Annotated in this window: 11 protein-coding genes and 1 riboswitch; of the genes, 2 read left to right on the top strand and 9 right to left on the bottom strand. The window is 55.7% G+C overall.

From position 1 onward, the window contains the following. Window positions 1–5: 5 nt before the first annotated feature. From ABIE29_RS02290 to ABIE29_RS02255, 8 genes are read right to left on the bottom strand one after another with little or no spacing between them, the layout of a single operon-like run. Window positions 6–602, bottom strand: a complete 597-nt coding sequence (locus ABIE29_RS02290) for an MptD family putative ECF transporter S component (RefSeq protein WP_429616639.1) — start codon at window positions 600–602, stop codon at window positions 6–8. Next, window positions 602–2,353, bottom strand: coding sequence for an ABC transporter ATP-binding protein (locus ABIE29_RS02285; RefSeq protein WP_429616638.1), 1,752 nt, complete (start codon window positions 2,351–2,353; stop codon window positions 602–604). The genes ABIE29_RS02290 and ABIE29_RS02285 overlap by 1 nt, the downstream gene beginning before the upstream one ends. Next, window positions 2,350–4,092 (bottom strand): ABC transporter ATP-binding protein, encoded by a 1,743-nt coding sequence (locus ABIE29_RS02280; RefSeq protein ID WP_429616637.1) that lies wholly within the window; start codon window positions 4,090–4,092, stop codon window positions 2,350–2,352. Before ABIE29_RS02280 ends, ABIE29_RS02285 begins: the two co-directional genes overlap by 4 nt. Then, window positions 4,086–4,823, bottom strand: coding sequence for a thioesterase II family protein (locus ABIE29_RS02275; protein WP_429616636.1), 738 nt, complete (start codon window positions 4,821–4,823; stop codon window positions 4,086–4,088). The genes ABIE29_RS02280 and ABIE29_RS02275 overlap by 7 nt, the downstream gene beginning before the upstream one ends. Next, window positions 4,820–5,887 carry a Gfo/Idh/MocA family oxidoreductase gene (locus ABIE29_RS02270; protein WP_429616635.1) on the bottom strand — a complete coding sequence of 356 codons (1,068 nt, stop codon included), beginning with the start codon at window positions 5,885–5,887 and terminating at the stop codon, window positions 4,820–4,822. Before ABIE29_RS02270 ends, ABIE29_RS02275 begins: the two co-directional genes overlap by 4 nt. Then, window positions 5,884–6,987, bottom strand: a complete 1,104-nt coding sequence (locus tag ABIE29_RS02265) for a hypothetical protein (RefSeq protein ID WP_429616634.1) — start codon at window positions 6,985–6,987, stop codon at window positions 5,884–5,886. The genes ABIE29_RS02270 and ABIE29_RS02265 overlap by 4 nt, the downstream gene beginning before the upstream one ends. Next, window positions 6,984–12,386 (bottom strand): AMP-binding protein, encoded by a 5,403-nt coding sequence (locus ABIE29_RS02260; protein WP_429616633.1) that lies wholly within the window; start codon window positions 12,384–12,386, stop codon window positions 6,984–6,986. Before ABIE29_RS02260 ends, ABIE29_RS02265 begins: the two co-directional genes overlap by 4 nt. Then, the gene (locus tag ABIE29_RS02255; RefSeq protein WP_429616632.1) at window positions 12,383–19,456 is read right to left on the bottom strand and encodes an amino acid adenylation domain-containing protein; all 7,074 of its coding nucleotides are present in this window, start codon (window positions 19,454–19,456) and stop codon (window positions 12,383–12,385) included. Before ABIE29_RS02255 ends, ABIE29_RS02260 begins: the two co-directional genes overlap by 4 nt. 180 nt (window positions 19,457–19,636) lie before the next feature. Here ABIE29_RS02255 and ABIE29_RS02250 point away from each other — a divergent pair, with 180 nt between their 5' ends. After that, window positions 19,637–21,814, top strand: a complete 2,178-nt coding sequence (locus ABIE29_RS02250) for a TonB-dependent receptor (RefSeq protein ID WP_429616631.1) — start codon at window positions 19,637–19,639, stop codon at window positions 21,812–21,814. 87 nt (window positions 21,815–21,901) lie between these two features. Here the strand turns inward: ABIE29_RS02250 and sgrT are convergent, their stop codons facing one another. Then, window positions 21,902–22,075, bottom strand: coding sequence for a glucose uptake inhibitor SgrT (sgrT, locus tag ABIE29_RS02245; protein ID WP_429616630.1), 174 nt, complete (start codon window positions 22,073–22,075; stop codon window positions 21,902–21,904). A 92-nt stretch (window positions 22,076–22,167) separates the two neighbouring features. On the opposite strand from sgrT, the gene sgrR reads away from it, so the two are divergent. Continuing rightward, a complete protein-coding gene (gene sgrR / locus ABIE29_RS02240) occupies window positions 22,168–23,829 on the top strand; it encodes an HTH-type transcriptional regulator SgrR (protein ID WP_429616629.1) in 1,662 nt (553 codons plus the stop codon). Between the two features lie 37 nt (window positions 23,830–23,866). Beyond that, a riboswitch (TPP riboswitch) is annotated at window positions 23,867–23,985 on the top strand. Window positions 23,986–24,026: the final 41 nt, after the last annotated feature.

Here is a 24,026-nt window from a genome sequence, read left to right as displayed (position 1 = left end):
AGATCTCAGCAACCGTTTTTCTGGACAAGCCCGGACCTCACAAAATGCTTATTGAGCACGCCCAATCCGATGACCGCGCCCAGCAACCCGCTGACAAAAATCCCTGCCAGGAGCCAGCATATAACCGGGACGGAAAATAACGCGCTAAAGCTGTGGGCATACTCCTGCCCCAACTGTTGAGCAACCTGGGCTTCTATTTTCTGGCGCATAAACAGCAATGGAAGCAGGCCGCCAACGGGCCAGAGATTGAAAATTCCGTAACCCAGGACCATCAAGGAGCGGCGCTGATTTTTTCTCGCCGCGCTGCAGATAACATCGGCGATCCCCCCGGCGACCAACGCCGAAACCAGCGTTAACACATAGTCCCCGGCAAGCACCATCACCACGGCCAACACCATTGCCATCAGGCTGATCAAGCCCTTCTGCTCCACTCGTGCCAGGTAGAGCATAAAAGGGATCCCTGCAATCATGCCGGACAAAACTTTGGTTATGGGGATGAGGAAAGGCGACAAAACGGCCAGCATGTTAATCGCCATATTGATAGTGATAATAATCACCGAGAATATACCGAGCGTGATCAACTCCGCAGGTCGAATACTCATTACCAAACCTCCTCGTTAAGCGGCGCCCTTACCGGGCTCGTATGGCTACGCCAGAAGTTGGCATAACGCCCTTGTTGGGTGATTAACGCCTGATGAGTTCCCTGCTCACAGACCTGCCCGTGATCGATAAACACAATCTTGTCGGCCGTTCTCACCGTATTCAACTGATGGGCAATGACTATCACCGTGGCACGCCCCTTCAGGGCGTTGATGGCCCGAGCAATCGCCATTGCGGTCAGCGGATCCTGTGCGGCGGTCGCCTCATCCAGCAGTAACAACGGCGCATCCTTTAACAACGCCCGGGCGATGGAGACGCGCTGGCGCTCACCACCGGAGAGCAGGCGCCCCCCTTCCCCTACCGGACTTTGCCACCCCTGAGGCAGACGATTGACGATTTCCGTGACGCAGGCCAATTCGGCTACCGCCAGCAACTGTGCCTCGCTGGCATCAGGGTTTCCCATGCGGATATTGGCCTCCAGCGTATCGTCAAATAAATAAACATCCTGGAAAACCAGGGAAACGGCCCCCATCAGCTCCGCATGACGTATCTGGCGAATATCCTCACCACCGAGCGTAATACGCCCCTGATTGACATCCCAGAAGCGTGCCACCAGCCGAGTCAGCGTGGTTTTACCACACCCGGAAGGGCCGACGAGCGCCGTCAGCGAACCGGGGGCTATCTCCAGGTTGAAATCATGAAAAAGCCAGGGGGAAGCTTCGTTATAGCGAAATGCCACTCGCTCGAAAGCCAGGTCATAGCGGGTAGGCATGGGGTGAGGTACCTCGGCTTCTGGCAAGGTAGGGAGCTGAACCAGTTGAACCACATCATTAAGTTCGATTTGTGCGCGCTTAAATGCCGTCCCCAACTCGGAAAGGATCTTCAGCGGCCCAATAAACTGGGCCCCCAGCCCGATCAGGGCGATGGCCCAAATCGGATCGAGCTGTGCCGTCAACACCAACCAGACCGCTACGCCCACTACCAGGCCAAAGATACATTGCACCACCAGCGCTTGGGTGATCAGCCCCAGTACCGAAGACCATAGGGCTTTCACCATGGTCTGCCGCTGGTGGTTAATCGCCTGCATCAATGGAAGATAGTTATGGCTCCCCGGCCCGCTCAATACCGCCTGACGCAGCAGCATTTGGTGATCGATAAATTCCAGCAGGCGTGCATCGGTTTCCTGAGCCGCTTCATGTACCCGCTCCTGACTGCCGGCATTGCGTCGACTCCCCCACCTGGCCGCCAACCAAATCAGCGGTGCGCTCAGCAACAAAATGCCGCCCAGACGCCAGTCGAGCGCCAGGCTCAACAACGCAATAGTCAACGGCGTGGTGATATTGATAATTAACGGAACCAGCAAATCCATCACCGTCTGGGCCACGAATAACGTCCCGCGCACCGCAACACCGCTGGCGATACCGGTCGAGCGAGAAGTAAACCAGCCAAGCGGCAAGGCCACCAGCCGTTCTCCCAGCCGACGGTGCATAATCACCATAATGCGCATGGCTTCACTAAAGCCGCGCATCGTGACATATGCCTGAAGCCCGCCATTCACCAGAGCACCGAGCAAAAGCCACACACATCCGATAAGTGCAGCGTGTATATCAGCAATAAACAGCGCGTACACAATGATGATAAAGCAGCCAACAACCAGCCCCTGAAAGACCCCCACCAACGCTACACACAGTATAAATCGCCAAAACCTGGCCTCAATCGAGCGTTCGCCCAGCTGTAATAATGACGCTATCATGCCACCCCCTCCGTTTGACCGGTGGCAGAACATTCCCGCCACAGCCGACCGTATAGCCCACCCCGGGCTAGCAGCTCCGCATGTTTACCCCACTCGCTGAGTTGCCCTTGATCAATAACCACGATCTGAGTGGCGTCTTTAATCGTCGAAAGCCGATGCGCAATGGCTAACGTGGTACGCCCACGGGTGAGATTGGCGATGGCCTGACGGATTTCCATTTCCGCATCAGGATCGATCGCAGAGGTGGCTTCATCCATAATCAGAATCGGACGCGCGGCGAGGATCAATCTGGCTATCGCCACCCGCTGAGTCTCCCCGCCGGAAAGGTGTACATCGATCCCCGGCACTGAATCATAACCTCGCGGCAATGCCATGATGCGCGCATCAATCAGCGCGGCACGGGCAGCCTGACGGATCCGTTCCAGGGGGATATCCTCCATACCCAGCGCGATGTTTTGCGCCAGGGGGATGGCCAGTAACGCGGGCGTTTGCTCCAGCACACCAACCATGCGGTAGAACTGTGGCAAAGGAATGTGCCGGATATCATGCCCATCAATACAAATCTGCCCGCAGGCCACATCCTGGTAGCGCGCTATCAAGCGCGCCAGCGTGGTTTTCCCGGCACCAGAAGGGCCGACTAACGCGGTAAAACTGCCTGCCGGGAGTGTCAGATTGATATCCCGCAAGATTTCTTTTTCACCATAGCGAAAACCAACCTGGCGCAGGGTTATCTCCCCAGTTCCCAATGAAACCGGCTCGCAGGCATTGGGGAGTTCATCCTGATTCAGTAATGCCTGAATGTCGCTTGCGGCAACAAAGGCGGCACTTCGCACCTGATCTGCCAGCGCAACCGTCATTATCGACGCGGGGAGCAGTATCGCCACCAGCGTGGCCACCATAACCTCAGCCGCCCCCATCGTGCCATTCCCTATTCCCCAAATCCCTACCAGCACCATCACCAGCGCCACAACCGGCGAGGTAATGGCAATGATCGCGATGGACTGGGCCTTCATCGCCGGACGTACCAGCGCGCTGAATTCATCATGGAAATGACGAGAGGCATCGGTAAACCGTTGGTAACCTTCCCCCGCACTGCCAAACACTTTCAACACGACAATGCCACGCACATAGTCAACGATCACCGCACTGATCCCAGCCAGCTGCGTGGAGATTTTCGTCATGATGCCTCGCATGTTGCCGCGCGACAGCAAAACCAGTATCAGGCAATAAAGCAGTATGGGTACGCAGGCGGCAAGCCCTAAACGCCAGTTGAGCGCGAAACAGAAACATAGCCCCACCAAGGGAGTCACTACTAACGCCACGCCTTCAACCAGGCTATGCGCTACCAATTGATGCAGCGCCTCGACGTCATTCTGGATAACCTGACGAGTCTTGCCGGCGGCGTGTTCACCAAACCACACGGCAGGCAGACGCCCCAGTTTCTCAATCAGCCGAATGCGCAATGAGCACTGTAGGTTTGCATCCGCAAAATGAGTGATGGCTAGCGCAATGGCCCCAAGACCAGACTGTAGCCCCAGCCCGGCGACAAACCAGCCCAACACCAGATATATCTGCTCCACCGGCAGGTGCGACACCAACCCCTGAGTGATATCGACCAATGCCTGATACGAGATCCAGCTACTCAGGCTGGCCAGGATCTGTATCGCTACGGCAATCAGCGTAGGGGTCAGTACTGGCCGCAATACCATCAGCAAGGGGTTGTTTTTTAAACTCAGCATGGCAACAGCTCCCTCAGATAATGCGGCAAAGACAAGTCGGGCGCCGCCAGATAAAAATGCCCTCCCGGCATACTTCTAGTGCGATAGCCGCCACGGCATGCGCTGCGCCAGCGATGGATGGCTGAGGTATCTATCTCACGATCGTCTTCACCGTAAACCACCGTTAAATCCGCCACCGTTCCCGGTACGGCCCGGTAGGTTTCCAGTAGCCGATAGTCATCACGCACCGTGGGCAAAAATAACCGACGCAGCTCGGGATCCTCCCACAGCGCGCTATTCGCCGGATGTTGACGGTTCATATCGGCAATCAACGCGGCATCATCCAGTTGATGCAAACGACTGTTGGGCGGGCAATCAGGTGGGTTTTGGCCCGAAACCACCGTCATTATCGGGCGTTCAGGTGTCATCTGCTCCAGGTTACGTGCAGCTTCGTAGGCAACCCAGGCCCCCATGGAATGTCCGATCAGCAGGGTCAGCGTGGATTTATTTAACCGCATATCCAACTGGCAGGCACACTCCCAGGCCAGAGCCTGTAGCGTTGCGGGCGGCGCTTCGCCCAGGCACGCATCGCGCCCCGGATAGGTTACGCCCCATAATTGATAGCAGGCTAATACGGTTGCCCAATGCGCGTAGAATCTTGGGCTACCGCCAGCATGAGGAAAGACCACCAGCGCCGTTGCCACAGGATTGACCTGATTGCCTATCCCTCCCAGTGGGTTGATGAGGCTCATATCTCTTCCTCCCTGTCGGTGAGCCCTAGTCGGTTACCGATCGCCAATGGCGGTGCCAGGCTGCGTTGCTGCGGATAACCGATACGCGAGCATATTGCTTGCCAAAGCTGAAGAACCGCCAGTTGCCGTTGCAAACGCACACTGCCAATTCCTTCTGGCGCCATAAAACGATGCAGCGTCGCGCGGATACCCGATGCCATCTCACGGTATAAATGAGCGATATCGGTAAGTTCCGGCTGTGGGCTGGTGAAAAACAGAGCCTCATCCGCAAGGCCATTTTCCCTATCATCAATCATGCCGGTCGGCATAGGCTGCTGTAGCCGCCTCTCCCATATCACCTGACCAAACGGGGAATGCAGCATCAGTTCGCCCTCATCGCAAAGTAAGGTTATCTGCATCAGAGGTTGTGAATTATCATCAGGCGAGGCAGCATCGAGGCGGTTCATCACTACAATATCGGCCTCAATCCCTTGCCAGGTGCTGCCAATCAAGATTTTCTCCGGGGAAGCCATCGGTGTTGCCGTGACTGACGGCGACGGCGCTCCGAGCACATCTGATAACACAAACAGGGCACAATGCAGAGTTTGCACCGACACGCGCATTTCCACCGAGCGAAGGGGACTCTCCAGGGCCAGGCGGTTGGCCGCACGCAGAAACCGTCGCACAGTTGGCATTTGGTCATAGAAGGGGGTGACGTCAAAACGAACGCCCTGCTGCTGCGCTACCCTTAGCGAATTCACCATTTCATGGAGATGAATCGGCAGTTCCTGCAACACCGGTATGCCCGCCAGCAACAAACTGCGAACGATGTCATCCCCTTCCCCGCCCACGATAGACGAACGCACCACGACCACGGCACACTCTGGCCGTGAATGAGCCAGGGCTTGATTGACACTGGAAAAGTAGTCGCAGGCTAATGCTTGCGCCAAGCGGCGCCCTTTTTCCCCACCGCGACCGATAATGGCGCTTAACCCATGTCCCTTTAAGGCTCTAGCGTAATGGACACCAAAGGTGGAGCCAACGACCCATATTCCCCGAGGGGCTTGAATTTTTGAGTCGATCATAGTTCGCCTTCCTCACAGTTCGTTGAATTGTTGGGGCCTTGCCAAACGATCCGTACTCCCGCAGGAGGCTGCGTCTGCCATTGCTGCCAAATCGCCAACGACTCCGGACGCTGGGAGAACCAGTTGGCACCCGACGACGACAGTGGTGCCAGAGTATTTCCCATCGCCCACGCCGCAACCGACCCCGTAACCTGATAGCTGTCGGTACAGGTCAGTACCGTGTGTTGCCCGTGCTCCGGCTGCCCGTCACTAATCCCTTCAGCACTCAGGCAAAAGTAAGGAGCCTTCTCTGTCATGGCATCGGCTATCCGCTGAGAGGCGCCCCCGGGGATCTCCCCTAACACCATAATTTCACTAAGCAAACGGGTGATTTCTACAGAGTCGGTTACGTTGAAACTCGCCAGCGACAGCAGGGATAATTCCTTTGCCGCGTAGGCAGCCTCTTCATCCACATAAGGATGTATGCCTGCAGACGGGGGAAAACAGGCAGGGAGTGACGGCATATCTACTACTTTGTGCCATTCACCCTGCTGCAAATGCCTCCCTGGATGGCCCGTGCGGTCATTTACCGCCTGCAGATATTCCGCCAATCCGGCGGGAGTGAGCGGTTGCAGGCCGCCGGTGAACGTGACCACTCGTAGCGAGTCAGTTCGACTAAACCGGGCACCAAGCGCACGGATCGCTACGCCCACTAATCCAGGCTGGACACCGGCCCCAAATATGCCGAGCCACCCCGCCGCCGCCAGCGGCGTATGCCAGCGCTCGATGGCGGCGGCATCACCACCCACTTCAATAAATACGCCAGGGCCAACGCACTGAGTCATAAGTTGCTCTATTACCCGCTCGGTCAGGGCAAATGAGGGGCCTGCACACTGAATAAACCGGCAGCACCCGCGCACCACCTCAGGCCATGGCGTTACTGCCAGTACGTCCAGTTCGGCAAGGCTCAGACGTTCTGAGTTCACATGGGCCAGGCGAGAGCGCAGCAAAGCAAGATTGCGCCCGGTAGCGAGCACCCGTTCCCCCTGCCTTAACAACGCCTCCACGCATGCAATGCCAACCGTGCCGCCGGCGCCGAACACGACAACGATATCGCTCATAGCCAGACCTCACTCAGCAGCGTAGCAATGGCTCCAGCCCCCTCACCTTCCAGGCAATCAAAGTGGTTACCGGCAATATCTCGTATGGTTAGATCGCCAAGGCAATAGTGACGCCAGAAGTGGGTCATATCTTCTCTCAGAGTCGGTAAAAAATGGATTTCACCGCGCTGACGCAGGAAAGTCACATTCCCAACATATCCCAAACGAGAAAACGCCCCTACCGCCCGCAAACTGGCAACATATACCGCGCGTAGCGCCTGCAAGGTTGCAACATCAAACCCGGACTCCGCTCGCTCCCGCGCCACCAAGTACTCAAGCCGCTGTTGGCTAGTGCGCAGAGCATTTTTCATGACGGCTTCGATCTGCGGGAATTGGGGCGCTAACTCGGCAACACAATTCTCAGGGATACGATCGCCATAGGTTTCTCGTGCCAGGTTGATCAACGCCCCCAGTTCACCCTCCGGGAAATCCAGTCCAATGTCTGCCGCAGGCCGGTTAAGCAAACGAGCCAGAGAATAGTCCAGCAGGACATCGTCTTCGATGATGAACGGAATACGATACGAGCTCACCACGATGAGCTGTTTTACCTCAATGCCGGACTCCAGCAGCTTTTCAGCCATCACGGCGGCAATCAGCCCCCCCATGCAATAGCCAAACAGATAAACCTGGCGGACCTGCTGCTCCCGCAGCGCCTGGCAGTAACGCTCTGCCAGCGATTCAAATAATTTTTCCGCTGGCAAGGTCAGATACCCATCACCCGGCGTACGACTGAGCCCCAGCACGGCAGGGCGCTCGTTAACCGACGCCAGCGCGTTAACCAGCGAGCGGTAGGGTTCCAGCCCCCCAGAGCCGTCATGTATCAGACAAAGAACCTCCCCCTCGCGGTTTTTACCGCTCAGCGAGCAAGCGGGCAGGAGTTCACTAATGGGGGAGGTTTCATCCGCAGAGGCTGGCTCATCCGGCGATGCTTCATGCTGCCAGACTACCCTGGAGCAATTTTCCAGCGTGGGGTCTGCTACAACCTGGCGCAGCAGTTCATCCCAAGCGATGTTTTCCGCTCCGGGGATGGCCCGCCGCAACCCACCAACACACTTCGCCAAAAGCAATGAATCGCCTCCGGCATCAAAGAAATTGGAGGTCAAGCTCAGCATATCGGGATTATCGATCCCCAGTACTGTCGCCCAAACGCTCGCCACCGCACGCTGACGCTCATTAAGCGGCTCAGCATTTGACTGCGGAGAGGCAAGCTGCGCACCAGTAGCCGGCAGATACTGCACTATTGCCTGACGGTCAACCTTGCCATTGGCGGTTAAAGGCATAGCGTTCAGCATCAGCAGACGATCGGGTATCATGTAGGCAGGAAGGTGCTGGCGTAGCAACTCGTTCAGTTCATCCACGTTCAGGCGTGCGTTTTGGCTGGCAGACTGGGCCCAAATCATCGTTTGATGGATCATCTGTATCGCACGCTGTGCCGGGTCGGTTGTCTGTGCATCATTGGGGTACATCACGCTGTGCTGAAACGGCGAGGCCTCCAGCGCCCGCTGCCAGTTCTCTCGAAGGTAAAAAGCATCCCCGGTGAGGTTGCGCTCATCAGTAAAACCCGTCAGACCTTCTTTAAACTCCATGGTGATCATCAACGGCGCATTGAGGCGAGTGGCGTCAATCACCGCCAAATCACCGCCGGGAACCAATAGAGCATGTAGCTGAGTTAACGTCTGGGGGATATGCCGGGCGTTGTGCAAGACATTTGCACAGATCACAATATCCCACGCAGCCAACCTGACCCCCTGCTCAATAAACGACCTGTTCAGATCCAGGATTTGGGTCGTAGCCTCCGGCCACTGCACAGCGGCTTCATCAAGGAAAAAGCGCGATACGTCAGTGAACAGATACTCAAAGACCAACCCCTGCGTCTGCTTGAGCTGGCGCAATCGCTGAATGACTGGCTCGGTGGTTCCTCCTACGCCCGCACCAATTTCGATAATGCGCAAAGGGCGTTGCTCATCAATGGCCTTGTGGGCATGCATCGCAACGCCAGCCACGATCAACTGGTTCAGATAGCGGTTAATCAAATTGCCGCCATAGGAGGCGCGAGCCACCTCCATTTTCCCTTCAGGGAAAAGTAAAGCCAGCGGATCGACCTCACCGCCGACAACCGCCTCCAACTGTTGCAGGCACAGATCAATGTAGGCAATCTGCTGATCGCCATAGTCGATATCATGAGCTAGCTGACGGGCCTGCTGCCAGAGACGCTTCGCCGCTTCGGGGGACATCGTTTCCTGCCATGGCGCAAGCCGGGCGGCGTTTTCGCTCAGCAGACGATCCCAGCGCGCCATCAGGGCGAGGTATTCTGGCTTCACGCTGACGTTTCGTTGGCGAATGTCCTGCATCGCCAGCAACGCAGCAAGCTCCATGGTATCAATCAAGCGAACAAAGCGCGGCACATCCAGGGTGGACAGGCTCTGTTGGTGCTGCTGTGCGATAGCATCAAGGATATCGTTATCCTGCGGCACGGGACAGTCATGACACCTGGCGGGCGTGACTACCGCAACCAACTGATTTTGCGGCGTCATTATCACAGCCACGTCACCAACCTCAGAGCGTGATCGCAACACGGCGGCAATTTCACCAGGCTCAATACGATGGCCATGACGTTTTATCTGATCGTCCTTACGGCCTAAAAACTCAATTTCACCATTATTGAGATAACGACCGAGATCGCCGGTCAGAAAAGCGGGCAGGCCACTGTCCGGCAAGATAATAAACGCCGAAGAATCAGCCCCCAGATACCCCGAACTCACCGCAGGCCCGATGATAACGATCTGTCCGATTTGCCCGCTCACGGTCTCTTCCCCATCGGCATTCAACACTCTCATCTCCTGCCCAGGAAGCGCACGGCCATAGGGAAGCGAGCGGCTGTAGCGACTGCCCGGCAGGGCCTCATGATAGTTAGACCAGATCGAGGCTTCCGTCGCGCCACCGAGCGCGATGAATCGGCAGTCAGGCACCCATTGGTGCAACTGCTCAGGCTGAGTCACCGGGATCCAGTCACCCGACACCAGGGCTGCCCGCAGCGCCAGTTGCTGCCGGGAGCTCCCGTTGGCCGCTGGCGGTAAGCAATCCAGCAGCAGCTGCAATTGGGCCGGAACAGAATTCCATATCGTGATCCGATGCCGCACCATATCCTGCTCCCAGGATCCTGGGTCGGGCGTAGTGCCTGCTGTAGGGATGACCAGCGCGCCCCCGGCGCGGAGCAAACCGAATACGTTAAAGATTGCCAGATCAAACGAGGGGCGAGACACCGCCAATACCCGATCGTCCTCATTCAAAGCCAGCATAGCGTGCAACGCATTGAGCGTAGTCAGTGCCTGAGCATGGGTAATGGGTACGCCTTTAGGTATCCCGGTCGATCCGGAAGTGAAAATGATATAGGCGACATCCTCCGCCGAAACCTGACGATTATCAGCGGGTACACGGGCAAGGCCCCCTGCACCAGGATCCAGCGTTTGTGGCGTTAACCAATGTTGACGTTGATGAGGGTAGCTGCACTTGAGCGTTGTCAGGATCGCCTGCTGGCGCGCCTGAGGCCACTGCGGATCGATCGGTACAAACGCCACCCCCGCCATTAGCGCGCCAAGCTGCGCCGCTACCTGCTCAACGCCTGGGTCAAAGACAATCAGAGCCGCATCACCTGCCTGACTCCCCTGAGCATAGAGCCAGTCACGCCAGGCACAGGCACGCTGGATTAACGCCACGCGCGTGAACTCTGTTTCCCCATGAATCAACGCGACCTGTTGCGGTTCATGCTGCGCCAAGCGGCAAAACGAAGCGATCAGACTTACCTCAGCAGCCTCTGTTACCGGGCTAATCCTGGGTATTTGCAGAGGCTTACGCTGTAACGGCGGCTGATGCCAGCGCTCCGCATCCCCTGACAAGGCAATCAGCGTGGCACAAAAATCGTTGAAAGCAGCATCCAGTACCGCCTCCGGATAACCACCAACCCGGGCGTCCCAGACAATGGATATCCCCCCGCCCTGAGCATCAGAGAGTTGTATATCCAGTAACACTTGCGGCGTCTGACTCAGCCCCTGCTCGATCCGGTGGGTATAGAATGCGCTATCAGGGCTTCCCACCCCGAGCGTTGAGGTCAGCACGATGGGCGTAGCGCTCTGCTCCCGTCGGTCATCATTGGGCAGCATTCGCAGCACTTCAACCCCTGACACCTCGCGGTGATCCAGCGCTTCGAATAGCTGGTGCTGTACCTCTGAAGCCGCATCAAGGGTGCTTTTTTCGCCGTTACATTCCAGCGCAATGAGCAGGGTAGAGGTGAAATCGCCCACGATGCGCATGACATCCTCCACCAGCGGATGGCGATCCAATACCGTCAACGTAATGCGAGAGCGCTCCTGTGCACCATAGCGACGGGCAATCCCGCCCAACAACGCCAAGGCGACAGAGGTCGGAGTAATTGCATGGCGACGGGCCTGGACCAGGAACGATTGCCATACCGGTTCATCCAGCGTATGACAACGGCGATGGTAGCTAACCTCTTCCGTTTCGGGCGGTTGCGGCTCTCCCAAACTCATCGCCTCAGGGAAAGATGCTGCCTTTTGCCACCAGAACGTCTCGGCACGGCGATATGCCTCCTGGCCCGCCGGGCTGGCGCGTTGCCACGCGCGTTGCAGCACGTAATCACGGAACGACAGCGATGGCGGTTGCAGCACCAGTTCCGGTTGGTTCAGAGCGCGGAAGAAATCCGCGAGAATAACGTTGATCCCGATAAAATCGGTAATAATCAGGTCAACAGAGAGGTGAAATGTAGCCTGCTCCCCCATGGTCACAACATGCGCTTCGATCAGCGGCGGCACTTGCGGATCGTAATGACGATGTTTTAACCTATGCCTGACCTCATCCTGAGTCTGGGCGAAAGCCTGTGCAGTTGCACATACTGAAACGTCAAGCGGCACCTCAACATCAGGATCAATCTGCTGCCAGCCTTCGCTGGATATGCGAGCATGAAGCATCGCGTGGCATGACACCATACGCCGCCAGGCCACCTGATAATCATCAACCCCCCAGCGTTCTGGTGCGGTAATCGTCAGTTCAGCATAACCATGGCAGCCGGTTCCTCCATCCACCCAGGCCTGGGTACGCCCCAGCAGGTAAGCCGCCTGTACCTCCGTTAACGGGAAGGGTTCGCTGCTCTGCTCAGGGTGATGCTGTACCCTGCCTTGCTGCCTTAGAGCCGCTAAAATAGCCTCTTTTTGCTGGCTGACCTGTTGACGCAGTTCTGCGGTAAAGACGCCCTCCGGCGCACGAAACCGCAATTTCCCACCGCTCTCCCACAAAACAATATTGAGCTGCTGTAGCTGTTCAAGAAAAGCGTTTATCGTTTTCATAGCAGTCCCTCATCAAAATCAGTAACACCTCCCGCAGGGATCTCCCCCTGGCTTTCCGCTTGGGCGTTCAACTGTGCAACCTGGGCGCAAAAGTCGTTAAACCGGGGATGAAGCAGCAAAAGACGTAAGGAAATACTCGGATCGATTTCGGTCTGTAACGCGCGTATACAGCGTGTCGCCTGGAGTGAATCCCCTCCAGACTGGAAAAAGTTATCCAGTGGCTGGTCAGCCTCGATTGGTAGATATTGACGCCAGATCCGGGCGATATGTGCTGATAATTCGGTTAATTCGCCGGGAGATGGTGCAGTTATCTCCACCAACTCCTGAAGGCGATAAGCTACGCCCGATGCCAAGCTATTGATCTGCCCTGCGGGTAATAGCGCAGTAATATAATCAACCGTGATATGCAGCCCACGTACATCATCGTGAACCTGAAAATCCATCGTGACCTGTGGCGTTTGCGAGCGTGCATACGTCATAGTACCGAACCCGAAATTATCGGAACGGGTGGTACCTGGCTCCAGCCCTAAGCCACTGGTAAACACCACCGGAAAAAGCCCCGCCATCGGCTCACCCTGCTGACGTACAACTTCACGGGCAACACGTAAGGTGCTGACCTGCTCAGGCGTTTCGTGGATCTGGAGTAATCCCTGATGGGCGACATATGCTTGCTCTTGCAGTCGTTGACGGCGCCGATCTGCATCAGTGGCCAGCGGACCCGCGTCGAAGGCCACCAGGCCCAAACGGGTAAAATCACCAACCATGCCCGTCACACCCGGTATATCCAGATCACGCTCAAAGGTGGTGACATTCAAGCTAAACGCAGATCCATCAGTTAACTCAGCAATCTCAAGCGCATAAGCGGCCAGGAGTAATGCTGCTGGCGTGACCCGCATCTGCGAAGCCTGCTGGCGAACGGCACGCCACAGACCTCCTTCGATTTCGTAAGAGCTGCGGGCGAAGCGAATATGACTCACCGTGTCGAGGGTTGTGAGATAGGGCAAGCGGGGAGCGGGCGGCATTGATTTCACTACCGCTGGTTCCGGCAACTCGCTATACAGATGCCTATACTGCGCGTAGGTCATGGTATGTGGCGGCGCGACAGGTTTTCCCTGATAAATCGCGCCCAGTTCACGCATCACCAAAAACATCGAAGTGCCATCCAGCATCAGATTGTCCATACCGATGCCAATCGTCTTGCCATCCGGCGAGATGCGGATCCGTAAAGGATAATCTTCGGTGGGATCGGGCGTTTCGGCTTCGGTAGAGGCACGCACGCGATCGGTGACCTCAATCAGGTCGTTGACCTGCGCAGTTACCTGTCCGAATGGCACACCGTCATGCCAGACCACCCGTGAACGCAACGCATCATGTCGGGCAACAACCTGACTGACTGCTTGCTGCCAGCGGGCAACATCAATCCCCTCAGGCTGAGGGACAAAGAACTCAAAATAACAATGCGATGCAACGCCGCCCAGTAACTGTTCCGGGGAGCGCCCTGCCAGATAGGCTTTTTGTAGAGCGGTTAAAGGATAGTCTGCCTTGTGCTCACCGAGCATAACGGTTTGCTCCGGGGCAGTAACACGTTGCGCTAACACCCAGTCCACAAAATCCGTAAAGGTGGGGTGATTAAACAGGTCAGCCAGCCTAATCGATAAGTGTCCCTGCTGACGTAGCGCCATTACAATTTGGGTGGCGCGGAGCGAGTCCCCTCCCAGAACAAAAAAGTCTGCCGAGGATGATAGAGGCGATTTCAGCTCCAGCACCGTTTCCCAGCAACGCGCAATCTGTGCTGCAACCTCGGTACTATGCTCTGCACTGGATGTAGGTGAATTAGACAGCTTGGCCGGGAGGTTAGCGGGGTGGTTTAACCTCAACTCGGCCTTAATCCATACCAGATTAGCCGCCAGACGCTGCATCTGTTCCAATACCGCGCCGTGCCACTCCAGACGCTGCCCCCAGGCTGATGCCGTCAACAGTGGCGATTGCCCGCCATCCACCAGTGTTGGATCGAGTAAGGCGGCAATCAACGATGCTGCATCAGGTTCAGTTACTTCCAACACATAGATGCGTACCGGGGTGTTGCGCCCCCCCACGGAGCCGATTTTTGCTAGCCAGGCTAACAGCTCGTCATCCCGATGTAGTGTCGCTGGCGCGATAATGACATCCGGTACTTGTTCCACTTGTCCGGCGGCCAATCCACTACGCTGAGCCAACGTATTAAGCACCGCGTTTTGCTCATACTCATCAAGAATTATCGGTAACTCGTTCTCGGCGGCAACCTGCGCTAAAGCCTGACCAAAAGCACCACTGCCCGCTCCCAAAATCAGAATTCGCAGGTGGGGCTGGGCGTGATTCAGACGGGAAAAATCCGCTAGTAGTTCAACCACCAGATCGCCAAAAAACCGAATCTGCTGTAACGAAGCCAACAATAAGCGCTCCGGTGCCAGTAGCGGATGTAGCAGCAGATCGTTACGTGGCCGGCTCCCATCCACACAGGATGCCAGAAACTGCCCGACTTCCCGCCATTGCCATACGATATCGGCATCGACCGTTGTCTGCCGTTGCCACGCGGCCACAACCGGAGCCAGAACATCAGGCACATTGCTTAGCACGGCCAGCGCTGCGGCAATCGCTCGCTCCGCTATCTGATGCCCACTCAGCCCGGCTGCCAATGCGCCGAGTGCAGACAGAGATGGCCGCTCAATCACCTCACTGGTTGCCCCGACGTCCGGCATCAGTTGAGTCATAAACTGGGCATGTGCTGCCATTAGCTGCGGATGTTCCAGACTGTCAACAGCATAATCCCAACGAACCTCAAGCCCGTCGCCGTCGGGTAAAACCTGGCAATCGATAATTACGCCCGGCGTGCGAGTGTGCGTCCATTCGATACGCGTTTCCCGGCGATATAACGACTCAACTTCCGGTATTCCTAGCGTACTGGTAAAGACAAAGGGATAAACCGCTCGCCCTCGTGCTGCAATATAGCGATCGTCAGGTGCCTTGCCGACGATGGCATCTGACAGTGCGCGTGATACATCAACAGGCGTGTCATTCTGCGTGTAGCGACACAGACGCAGTTGGGTAAATTGCCCCAATGCCTGAGGAGATCCCGGCGGACGCCAACAAACTGGCACCACTACAACCACCTGCTGCCGATCGCATAAAGCGATTAACGCCTCAGCATACGCTTTGAGGATCAGTGCCGATAAGGTCACGCGTTCTCTTTGAGCGCGCTCCTCAAGCTGGCGGCGTGAGCGGCTATCAAGACGATAAGTGAGCGATTTGATATGACTGATAGTGGGGGCCATCGTTGCCGACGGCAGGTGGGGAGGTAGCCAATCATCAGACCGCCATGCCGGGAGAGCCTCCTCCTGTTGCCCCTGCTGACGTACATAGTGCACAAAGGGGGTAATATGGGGTTCTAATTGGTAGCCAAGATGCCCCACCGTGACTCGCTCAACCAGAGCCAGGGTTATCCGGATCAGGCTCAGCGCATCTAGAGCAAGATAATTGAACATCAGGCCAATTCGCGTCGGTTGCCCTGCAACGGTGACCAACATTAACGGAGGCTGCTGTCTGGCATCGAGCGGCGCTGCAGCCAGATAGTCCTCCAACTTATGCTGTTCAGGCAGCATGAGCACCGGCACCGGTTTAGCGCTGACAACCTGTTGGTATTCCTCGGTACGCACCAGTCTAAGCGCGGTTGTTTCCTGGATCAGTTCATCGAACGCACGCTGCCAATGTACCAACGGATGATCCGCCGAGCTGCGAATAATGACCGAGAACACCGTATCACAACGGCTGACCCCAGGAATACCGTCGGCACCGAGCGCATAAGCCCGCTGCAGTGACGTCAGCGGCAAGGGCTGCCGCTGATTATCTTCTTGTGTCAACGTCTCGGCTGGTGTCTGCGTAACGCATGGCTGACAACGCTGGGCAAACGCTTCCAAGGTATTCGCAGCAAACAGTTCCCCGATCGCCACCTGAACGCCCTGCTCCATCAGCAAGGCGCAAACGCGCGTCGCCGCCAGGCTATCACCTCCCAAAGCAAAGAAATTATCGGAGGCGTTGACAGAATCAAGCTTCAATACCTGGCACCAGATTTGCCGGCATTTCGCAAACATTGCCGATTGCTCATATTGCCCATCGGTTTGCCCTACAGGCTCATCATCCTCAAGTTCCCGGCTTGCCCACTGACGATCGATCTTGCCATTTTGACTCAACAAGAGTTGCTCCCTTATCAGGAAGCGAGCCGGGATCATATAGAGCGGCAATCGACGGGAGAGCCTCTGACGTAGCTTCTCAAGATCCAGTTCGGGTTCATCGCAGACCAATAGCGCGCCTAACGCACGGCGCTGGCGAATAGGCACTACCACCGCATTGTCGATACCGGGCAGAGCCTTCAGAGTTTGTTCAACTTCGCCGCATTCGACACGATGGCCCTGGATTTTAACCTGAGTGTCCAGACGCCCGACAAAAAAGAGTACCCCCTCACGCCAATAGCCCAGATCGCCAGTGCGATACCAGCGTGTGGGATCTGCATCGGGCACCTCCAGCGAGTAAACAAAACGTTCGGCGGTGCGTTGCGGATCGCCTAGATATCCCTGCGCCAATCCCTCACCACCGATCCAGAGTTCGCCTGTTACGCCATCGGGACAGTCAACAAAGTGGCCGACATCATCCTCACGCACCACGCGGTATTGCTGACCACCCAGTGGTAAACCATAGGGCACGGAAGGCCAGTGCGCCTTAAGATCGTCTGGACGACGGATCACATATTCATTTGACCAAATAGCGGCCTCGGTACTGCCCCCCATGGCCACCAGGATAGTATGCGGAGAAATCTTTCTAAGGCGATCAAACAACGCCGGCGCGACCCAATCGCCGGAGCACAAATAGGCACGAATAGAGGGTAAATCATCCACGGCAATCGCCAACATCGTTGCCAAGGCTGGTACGGAATTCCATAGCGTGATGTGATGTGACTTGACCAGCTCGGCCCAGCGAAATGCATCACGCCGCTCGTTCTCATTAATAGTGACAATACAGCCGCCACCGCTGAGTGGCCCGAAAATGTCATAGACACTGAGATCGAAATCCAGAGAAGAGACAGCCAATAGGACATCGCGCTCTGTGACGCCATGACGGGTGTTCACATCAACGATAGTGTTGTTGGCGGCCCGATGGCAAACCGCAACGCCTTTCGGTTCCCCCGTTGATCCCGAAGTAAAAATTACGTAGGCCAACGCCTCCGATGCCCCCTCAGGCAGCCGAAGCTGTGATAAGGGCGTTTGCTGTTCAAGCAGGTCAAAATCCGCTGCCGTCAGCAGGTAGCGCATTCCCGAGCGCTGACGGATTGTTGCCAAGCGATCTTCCGGCATATCCAGACCTACCGGGAGATAGGCACATCCTGCATACAAAGTGGCCAACACGGCGACGACCTGAGCTGGCCCCTTGGGCAGACGGATACCCACAATATCGCCAGGTACCGTATGAGTCACCAACCGGGCCGCCAGACACAGCGCTAACTGATCCAGTTCGATGTAGTTCCATCGCTGTTCCTCTGGCAAGCGCCTCGCAAGGGGATCGATCTGTTCCGGAGCCAATTCATAAGGAACAGGTGAGCTTATCAACGCTATCGCCTGCGGCTGTTTTTTCACCTGTTGCCGAAAACCGCTGAACAGCATCGCGGGTGAACAGGCGGCCGGCGTAGAGTTTACCTGGCTACGCCATGCCTGACTGGCGCGCGGAAGTTGGCTCTCGACGCGACGCCCCGCGATCACGTCATCTATCGACTCCGTGAGCAAGGCGAAAACGGCACTTTCTACATCTGCCGGGATCGCTGCCCGTCGAGCGTCAAAAACCACCTGGATTGGTTGCCGCTCACACAGTTGGATCACCTGACAATCAATCACGGTCTGTGGTGTTTGTGCCCAGACACGGGGTTGACCAAAGGTGTCTACCACCAGCATATCGAACACCGGCCGTTGCGCAGCATAGGTGAAAATATAAGGTGACATGCCTGGATGGGGGCGGGTCACATCGGCCAGCGCACGACGTAACTCGGTTTCGCTATCTACTCCGCGCAGTAACCGATAACGGAGATCGTCATGCGTATCGCGTGCCAGCGCCTCCAGTGACTCAGCCTTTCTGGCACGGTGCGCATAAGTGACCGTGCGCTCCGCCAACTGCATTTCGCTGCCCGTCGTCGATACATTGGTCACTGTCACAATAAAATCGGGGGTTGCACTACACAGCCGTAAAGCCCTGGCATATAGCGCCAGAACCAGCGCTGAAGTCGCGACACCCAGTTTGGCCGCATACTGTTTGAGTCTTGACCACTGCTGAGGGGAATAGCATCGAGAACGTCGCACTACAACGTCAGGTTGCGTGCCGTTTGCACTCGCAGGTCTGAAAGTGGTAAACGGTAATTCGGGCGGAGGAGGAAGCTCATCCATTCTCCCCTGAGCCAGCTTCAGCAGCTTGTCCCGACCCCGTTGGCGTTTGCGTTCGATACGCGCTTGATTTTCACTTAACTGCTGATAGAGCTGCTCTACCGCAACATATTGTGGCAAGGGTGGCTCACCGCGATAATACAACGCAAGATAATGCATCAGCGCAGAAAGACCTGGCAGATCCACCGCCGCTAAAGATATAGCGATATGCAGCGTCGTGTCACCGTCGTGCCATCTTGTCAACTCAACCCCCCAGAGACGACCCGAGGTTAAATCAACGGATTGCGATAACATGCGTTCCCGAACCGAAGAACCATGTTCATCCTCTTGCGAGCGATGCTGATGGTGTATTTTCAGTTCAGGGATCACCCCTTCAGACAGTGTCAGGTGGTCGGCATCCATAAATCGCATTCGCAATGCCGGATGTTCCGCAACAGCAGCCATCGCCAGATGCAATTTCTGCTCATCCACCGCCTTTCCGGTAAACGTCAGATAGGCGACACACTCCTTCCCTCCCAACGGTAAATCCGGCTGGCGGCCCACAAAATAAGCTCGTTGGATCCTCGTTGTAGGGAATAGATCCTGGCCTGATACGCAATTGAGCGTTGACACAGATACACCTCCTTTCCATTGAAAACCAGCAACATGTTCCTTATCGCTAATGGTATTGAATAGTTAGCGTGCAAATGATAATAATAATCATTACCAAAAGAAGTCAATCATTAAATACGCGTTATTTAATGTTATTACATAACACATAAGGAACACCTATCCGGAAAGGAGAACGGAAAAATGAGATCTTACTTCTGGCTCGCCATCGGCTGGAGCCTACTCTCAACGGTACAGGCCAGTACCGAGCAACCCACCCAGCAGCCCAAAGAGGATGTAATAACGGTAGACAGTACAATCAATGCACGGTTTATTTCGGAGTCAAATCGAACAATCCCTTTTACCGTCAATCATCAAGACGGACTTATGCTAGAACAGCGCCAAATCAAAGATGGGCAAAGTCTTTTATGGCAAACACCCGGGATGGCGTTGAACAGTGATGGGCAGAACCCTGAGTCATCGATCAAGATCAGGGGAATAGGCTCAATTAACCAAGTCAGCAATGATGATACCTCTGTGGTAACGATGCTAAACGGCGTTCCCATCCCACAAGGAAATATCACCAACCGCCTGCTGGATATTGATCAGGTCGATATCCTGAAAGGGCCGCAGGGAACCCTCTTCGGGCGCAACAGTGAAGCGGGGGTGATCAACATCATGTCGAGCAAACCTACAGACCTATTTACAGGCCACATTGGCAGTGAATGGGGAACCCATGGCTATTCCCTCGGTGAAATGGTAGTTAACACACCGCTTACCGACACGCTCAGTAGCCGCGTGGCATTGCAGTATGATCGAAAAGATGCGGTGCTTAAAAATCAGCAGGATGACGATAAGGTGCTCAGCCACCCGCAGAATCTGACCGGGCGTGCCAGCTTCGGCTGGCAACCCGAGGAGAGTGACAGCCTGCTTTTTACCGCCGATCATCAACGTCTGCGCCACAATGCCGTGGGCATGATATTGTTAGACGGCAGCGATAAAGCCAGCTTGCCCAAAAATTCGATGAATGACTGGAGAAATGACACGACCCTGACGTTTAACTGGCAGCACTACTGGGATCGTCTCCAGCTAACTAACGTCACTGGCTGGGGAAAATATTCTCACTCCTCGTCTGGCCCCATCACCGACTCACGCATTAGCCAGCGTCTGTATGACACAAACTATGATTCCTGGCGGATATCCAGCAACCGGCAGAAGCAGTTTTTCCAGGAGTTACGCCTGGGCTCCACGGAAGATAGCCCCTTTTTCTGGGTATCCGGAATAAACTATATCCACTCAGGGCGTACACATCGGTATAACGGTGCCAGGAATGAGATCCCCGAGTGGGACTACGATCCTTTAAACGCCCAGATCCACCGTCGTTTTAATAACGACAGTTTTGCGCTGTTCGGCGAGACCACCTTTCCTCTCACTGATGCACTGGATCTCACCACTGGATTGCGCCATACCTGGGAAAAAATACGTTATCGCGCCAGATGGAATGCCAACCCTGGCTATGCCAACCCCGGCCCTACAATACAAAACGATAACCAATCCCTGTCTGAAAGTTATTTCACCGGTCGCATGGGTCTCAACTATACGCTGACCGAGGAATGGAATGTTTATGCCACCTATTCCCGAGGCCACAAGTCAGGCGGATTCAGCGATTGGGATACCAGTATTGCCAGCGGCCAGCCTTCAACCCCTTACCGAGAAGCCACGGTTGACAGCTACGAAATCGGTGCCAAAGCGTTGGTTCCCAGCCTTAACCTGGAGATTAATCAGGCGTTTTTCTACAGCCAGACCCGTAACGACCATTACTACACCCTGCTCGATCCCAGCCGAAGTTTTGCCACCGTTATTGAAAACTTTGATACCGAGAGCAAAGGCGCTGAGATGTCCGCAACCTGGCGACCCAACGCTAACCTGATGGTAACACTGGGCATGGACTACACACTCGCGACAATCACTCAACTGCCCCAGAACAGCCAGTCCGGCGGACATGAGGGCAACCGAATCCCGGACGTGCCACGCTGGGGAGCTTCATTCGCCACGGATTATTCACACCGGATGCAGCTCGCAGAATTACCGCTGGTGTTTAATGCCAGTCTGAACTACCGCTATAGCAGCCAGCGTGAAGCCGATGTAGGCAATACCTTTAAATTAGGTGAGACACAACTGGTCAATGCACGTATGGGCTTTAAAAGCACCTATGGAGATATCTACCTGTGGTCAACCAACCTACTGGATAATCGTAGCCCGGTTTATGGGTTTTATTACCCAGCGCTCGCACCAGCAGAGGGAGGCACTGGCAGGGATGCCTATGTGGGAACCCTCAGAGAAGGCCGGGTCGTGGGTATAAGTTATCAATATTACTTCTAGGCATGTCCGACGCATGAAAAATGCCAGTGGGTTACCCCACTGGCTGGTGAAAAGCACCATTACTCAGAAACACTTTTGCGGTGAGCGTCAGATACGCTCACGGTATTGCTTGTCGCTCGGCGCGGCGATGTCCCACTGGGTCAAGTGGGCCAGCATCTCCAGCCGTGCCTGTTCAGGTACCACCTGCAGCCAGTCGGCCTGCTGGCGGCGGATTGCAGTGAAATAACGCTGATAAAACTGTTTGGTTAACAGAACTGTCATCGGTTATCCCTCCGCTGATTCAACTGCCCTCATTATCGGCGTAATATAGGGAAAGATAAATTGACGACTTGATGCCGGAGAGTTCCTCTTTTATGTCCACCTCACGCCTGCAACAACAGTTCATCCGCCTGTGGCAACGCTGTCATGGGCAAACCACCGAAACCACGCTGCAAGAGTTGGCAGAGGTGCTCAGCTGCTCCCGCCGCCATGTTCGCTCGCTACTGGGAGCCATGCAGCACGAGGGCTGGCTGACCTGGCAGGCCGAATCCGGCCGGGGTAAACGTTCGCAGCTCAGCTTTCACTACACCGGATTGGCACTGCAACAACAACGCGCCGAGGAACTGCTGGAACAGGATCGCATCGACCAATTGGTCAAACTGGTGGGCGATAAAAACGTGGTACGCCAAATGCTGCTTTCCCAACTGGGGCGCAGCTTCCGCCAGGGAAAACATATCCTGCGCGTGCTCTACTATCGTCAGCTTTACAACCTGTTGCCCGGTTCGGCACTGCGCCGTTCGGAAACCCACCTGGCAAGACAAATTTTCAACGGCCTGACGCGGGTAAACGAGGAAAATGGGGAACTGGATCCCGATCTTTCGCATCATTGGCAAACGATCACCCCTTTGCACTGGCGTTTTTATCTACGTCCGGCGATCCATTTTCACCATGGCCGTGAGCTGGAAATGGAAGATGTGATCCATTCGCTCAACCGCCTGATCCCACAGCCGCTATTTTCCCATATCGACAGGATCGTCTCACCTACGCCCTATGTCATCGATGTGCATCTGCACACGCCGGACTACTGGCTACCCTGGTTGCTGAGCAGCGTACATGCCATGATCCTGCCACGCGAATGGCAGAGCCTGCCGGACTTTGCTCGCCATCCGATCGGCACCGGTCCCTATCGCGTGATACACAACAACCAAAGCCAGATGAAAATCCATGCCTTTGACGACTACTTTGGCTATCGCGCCCTGATCGATGAGGTCAACATTTGGGTATTACCGGAAATCACCGAAGAGCTGGCGCACTCCGGCGTCCAGTTGCAGGGGGATGATACCGGTAGGAACGAGCTGGAAAGCCGCCTCGAAGAAGGCTGTTATTTTCTATTGTTCGACCAGCGTTCGGCACTGGCGGCCGATCCGGAAATCCGCAGTTGGCTAAGCGAACTGATCAACCCGATCGCACTGCTGAGCCACGCCGGGCCGCTCTACCAGCGTTACTGGGCTCCGGCCTATGGCATCCTCCCGCGCTGGTTGCATAACCGGGTACTGGGGCAGCAACCCAAGCCTGCAGGCTTAACCGAATTGACCCTGACCTTCTACAGCGAACACTCCGAGTTCCACGCAATCAAGCAGGCTATCGCCTCTTTGCTGGCCGAACAGGGCATCACACTCAATGTGCAGATCGTGGATTATGAAGCCTGGCATAAGGGCAAGGCGCAAAGCGATCTGTGGTTAGGCAGCGCCAACTTCACCCTGCCGCTGGAGTTTTCGCTGTTTGCCACGCTGTACGAACTGCCGTTGATACAACATTGTCTGACGGAAGATATCGCCCAGGATGCCGCTCTGTGGCGGGAAAATCGCCTGTCCATGGCCGAGTTTTGTCAGCGCCTGGTCAGCAGCCATCAGTTGCATCCGTTATTCCACCACTGGCTGCAACTGCATGGCCAACGCAGCATGCGTGGGGTACGGATGAATACCCTCGGCTGGTTCGATTTTAAATCTGCCTGGTTTGCGCCACCGGAAGCATAATCGCCTTTCACCCGCGCCACTAAGCCTCTACAATAGCGCCGACTCAACGGGGTGCGGAGAACCCGCCAATTTTTGGCCAACGGTTTTCCGCTGAGAGCACACCCGTCGAACCTGATCCGGTCAATACCGGCGGAGGGATTTGAGCATGGCACGTTAACCTTCGTTAACCCAGTCCTCAGATACCTTTGCCCCTTTAT

This window comes from Serratia sp. 2723, from assembly GCF_050434425.1.
GTDB lineage: Bacteria > Pseudomonadota > Gammaproteobacteria > Enterobacterales > Enterobacteriaceae > Chania.
This window is presented reverse-complemented; position numbering and strand designations above follow the sequence as displayed.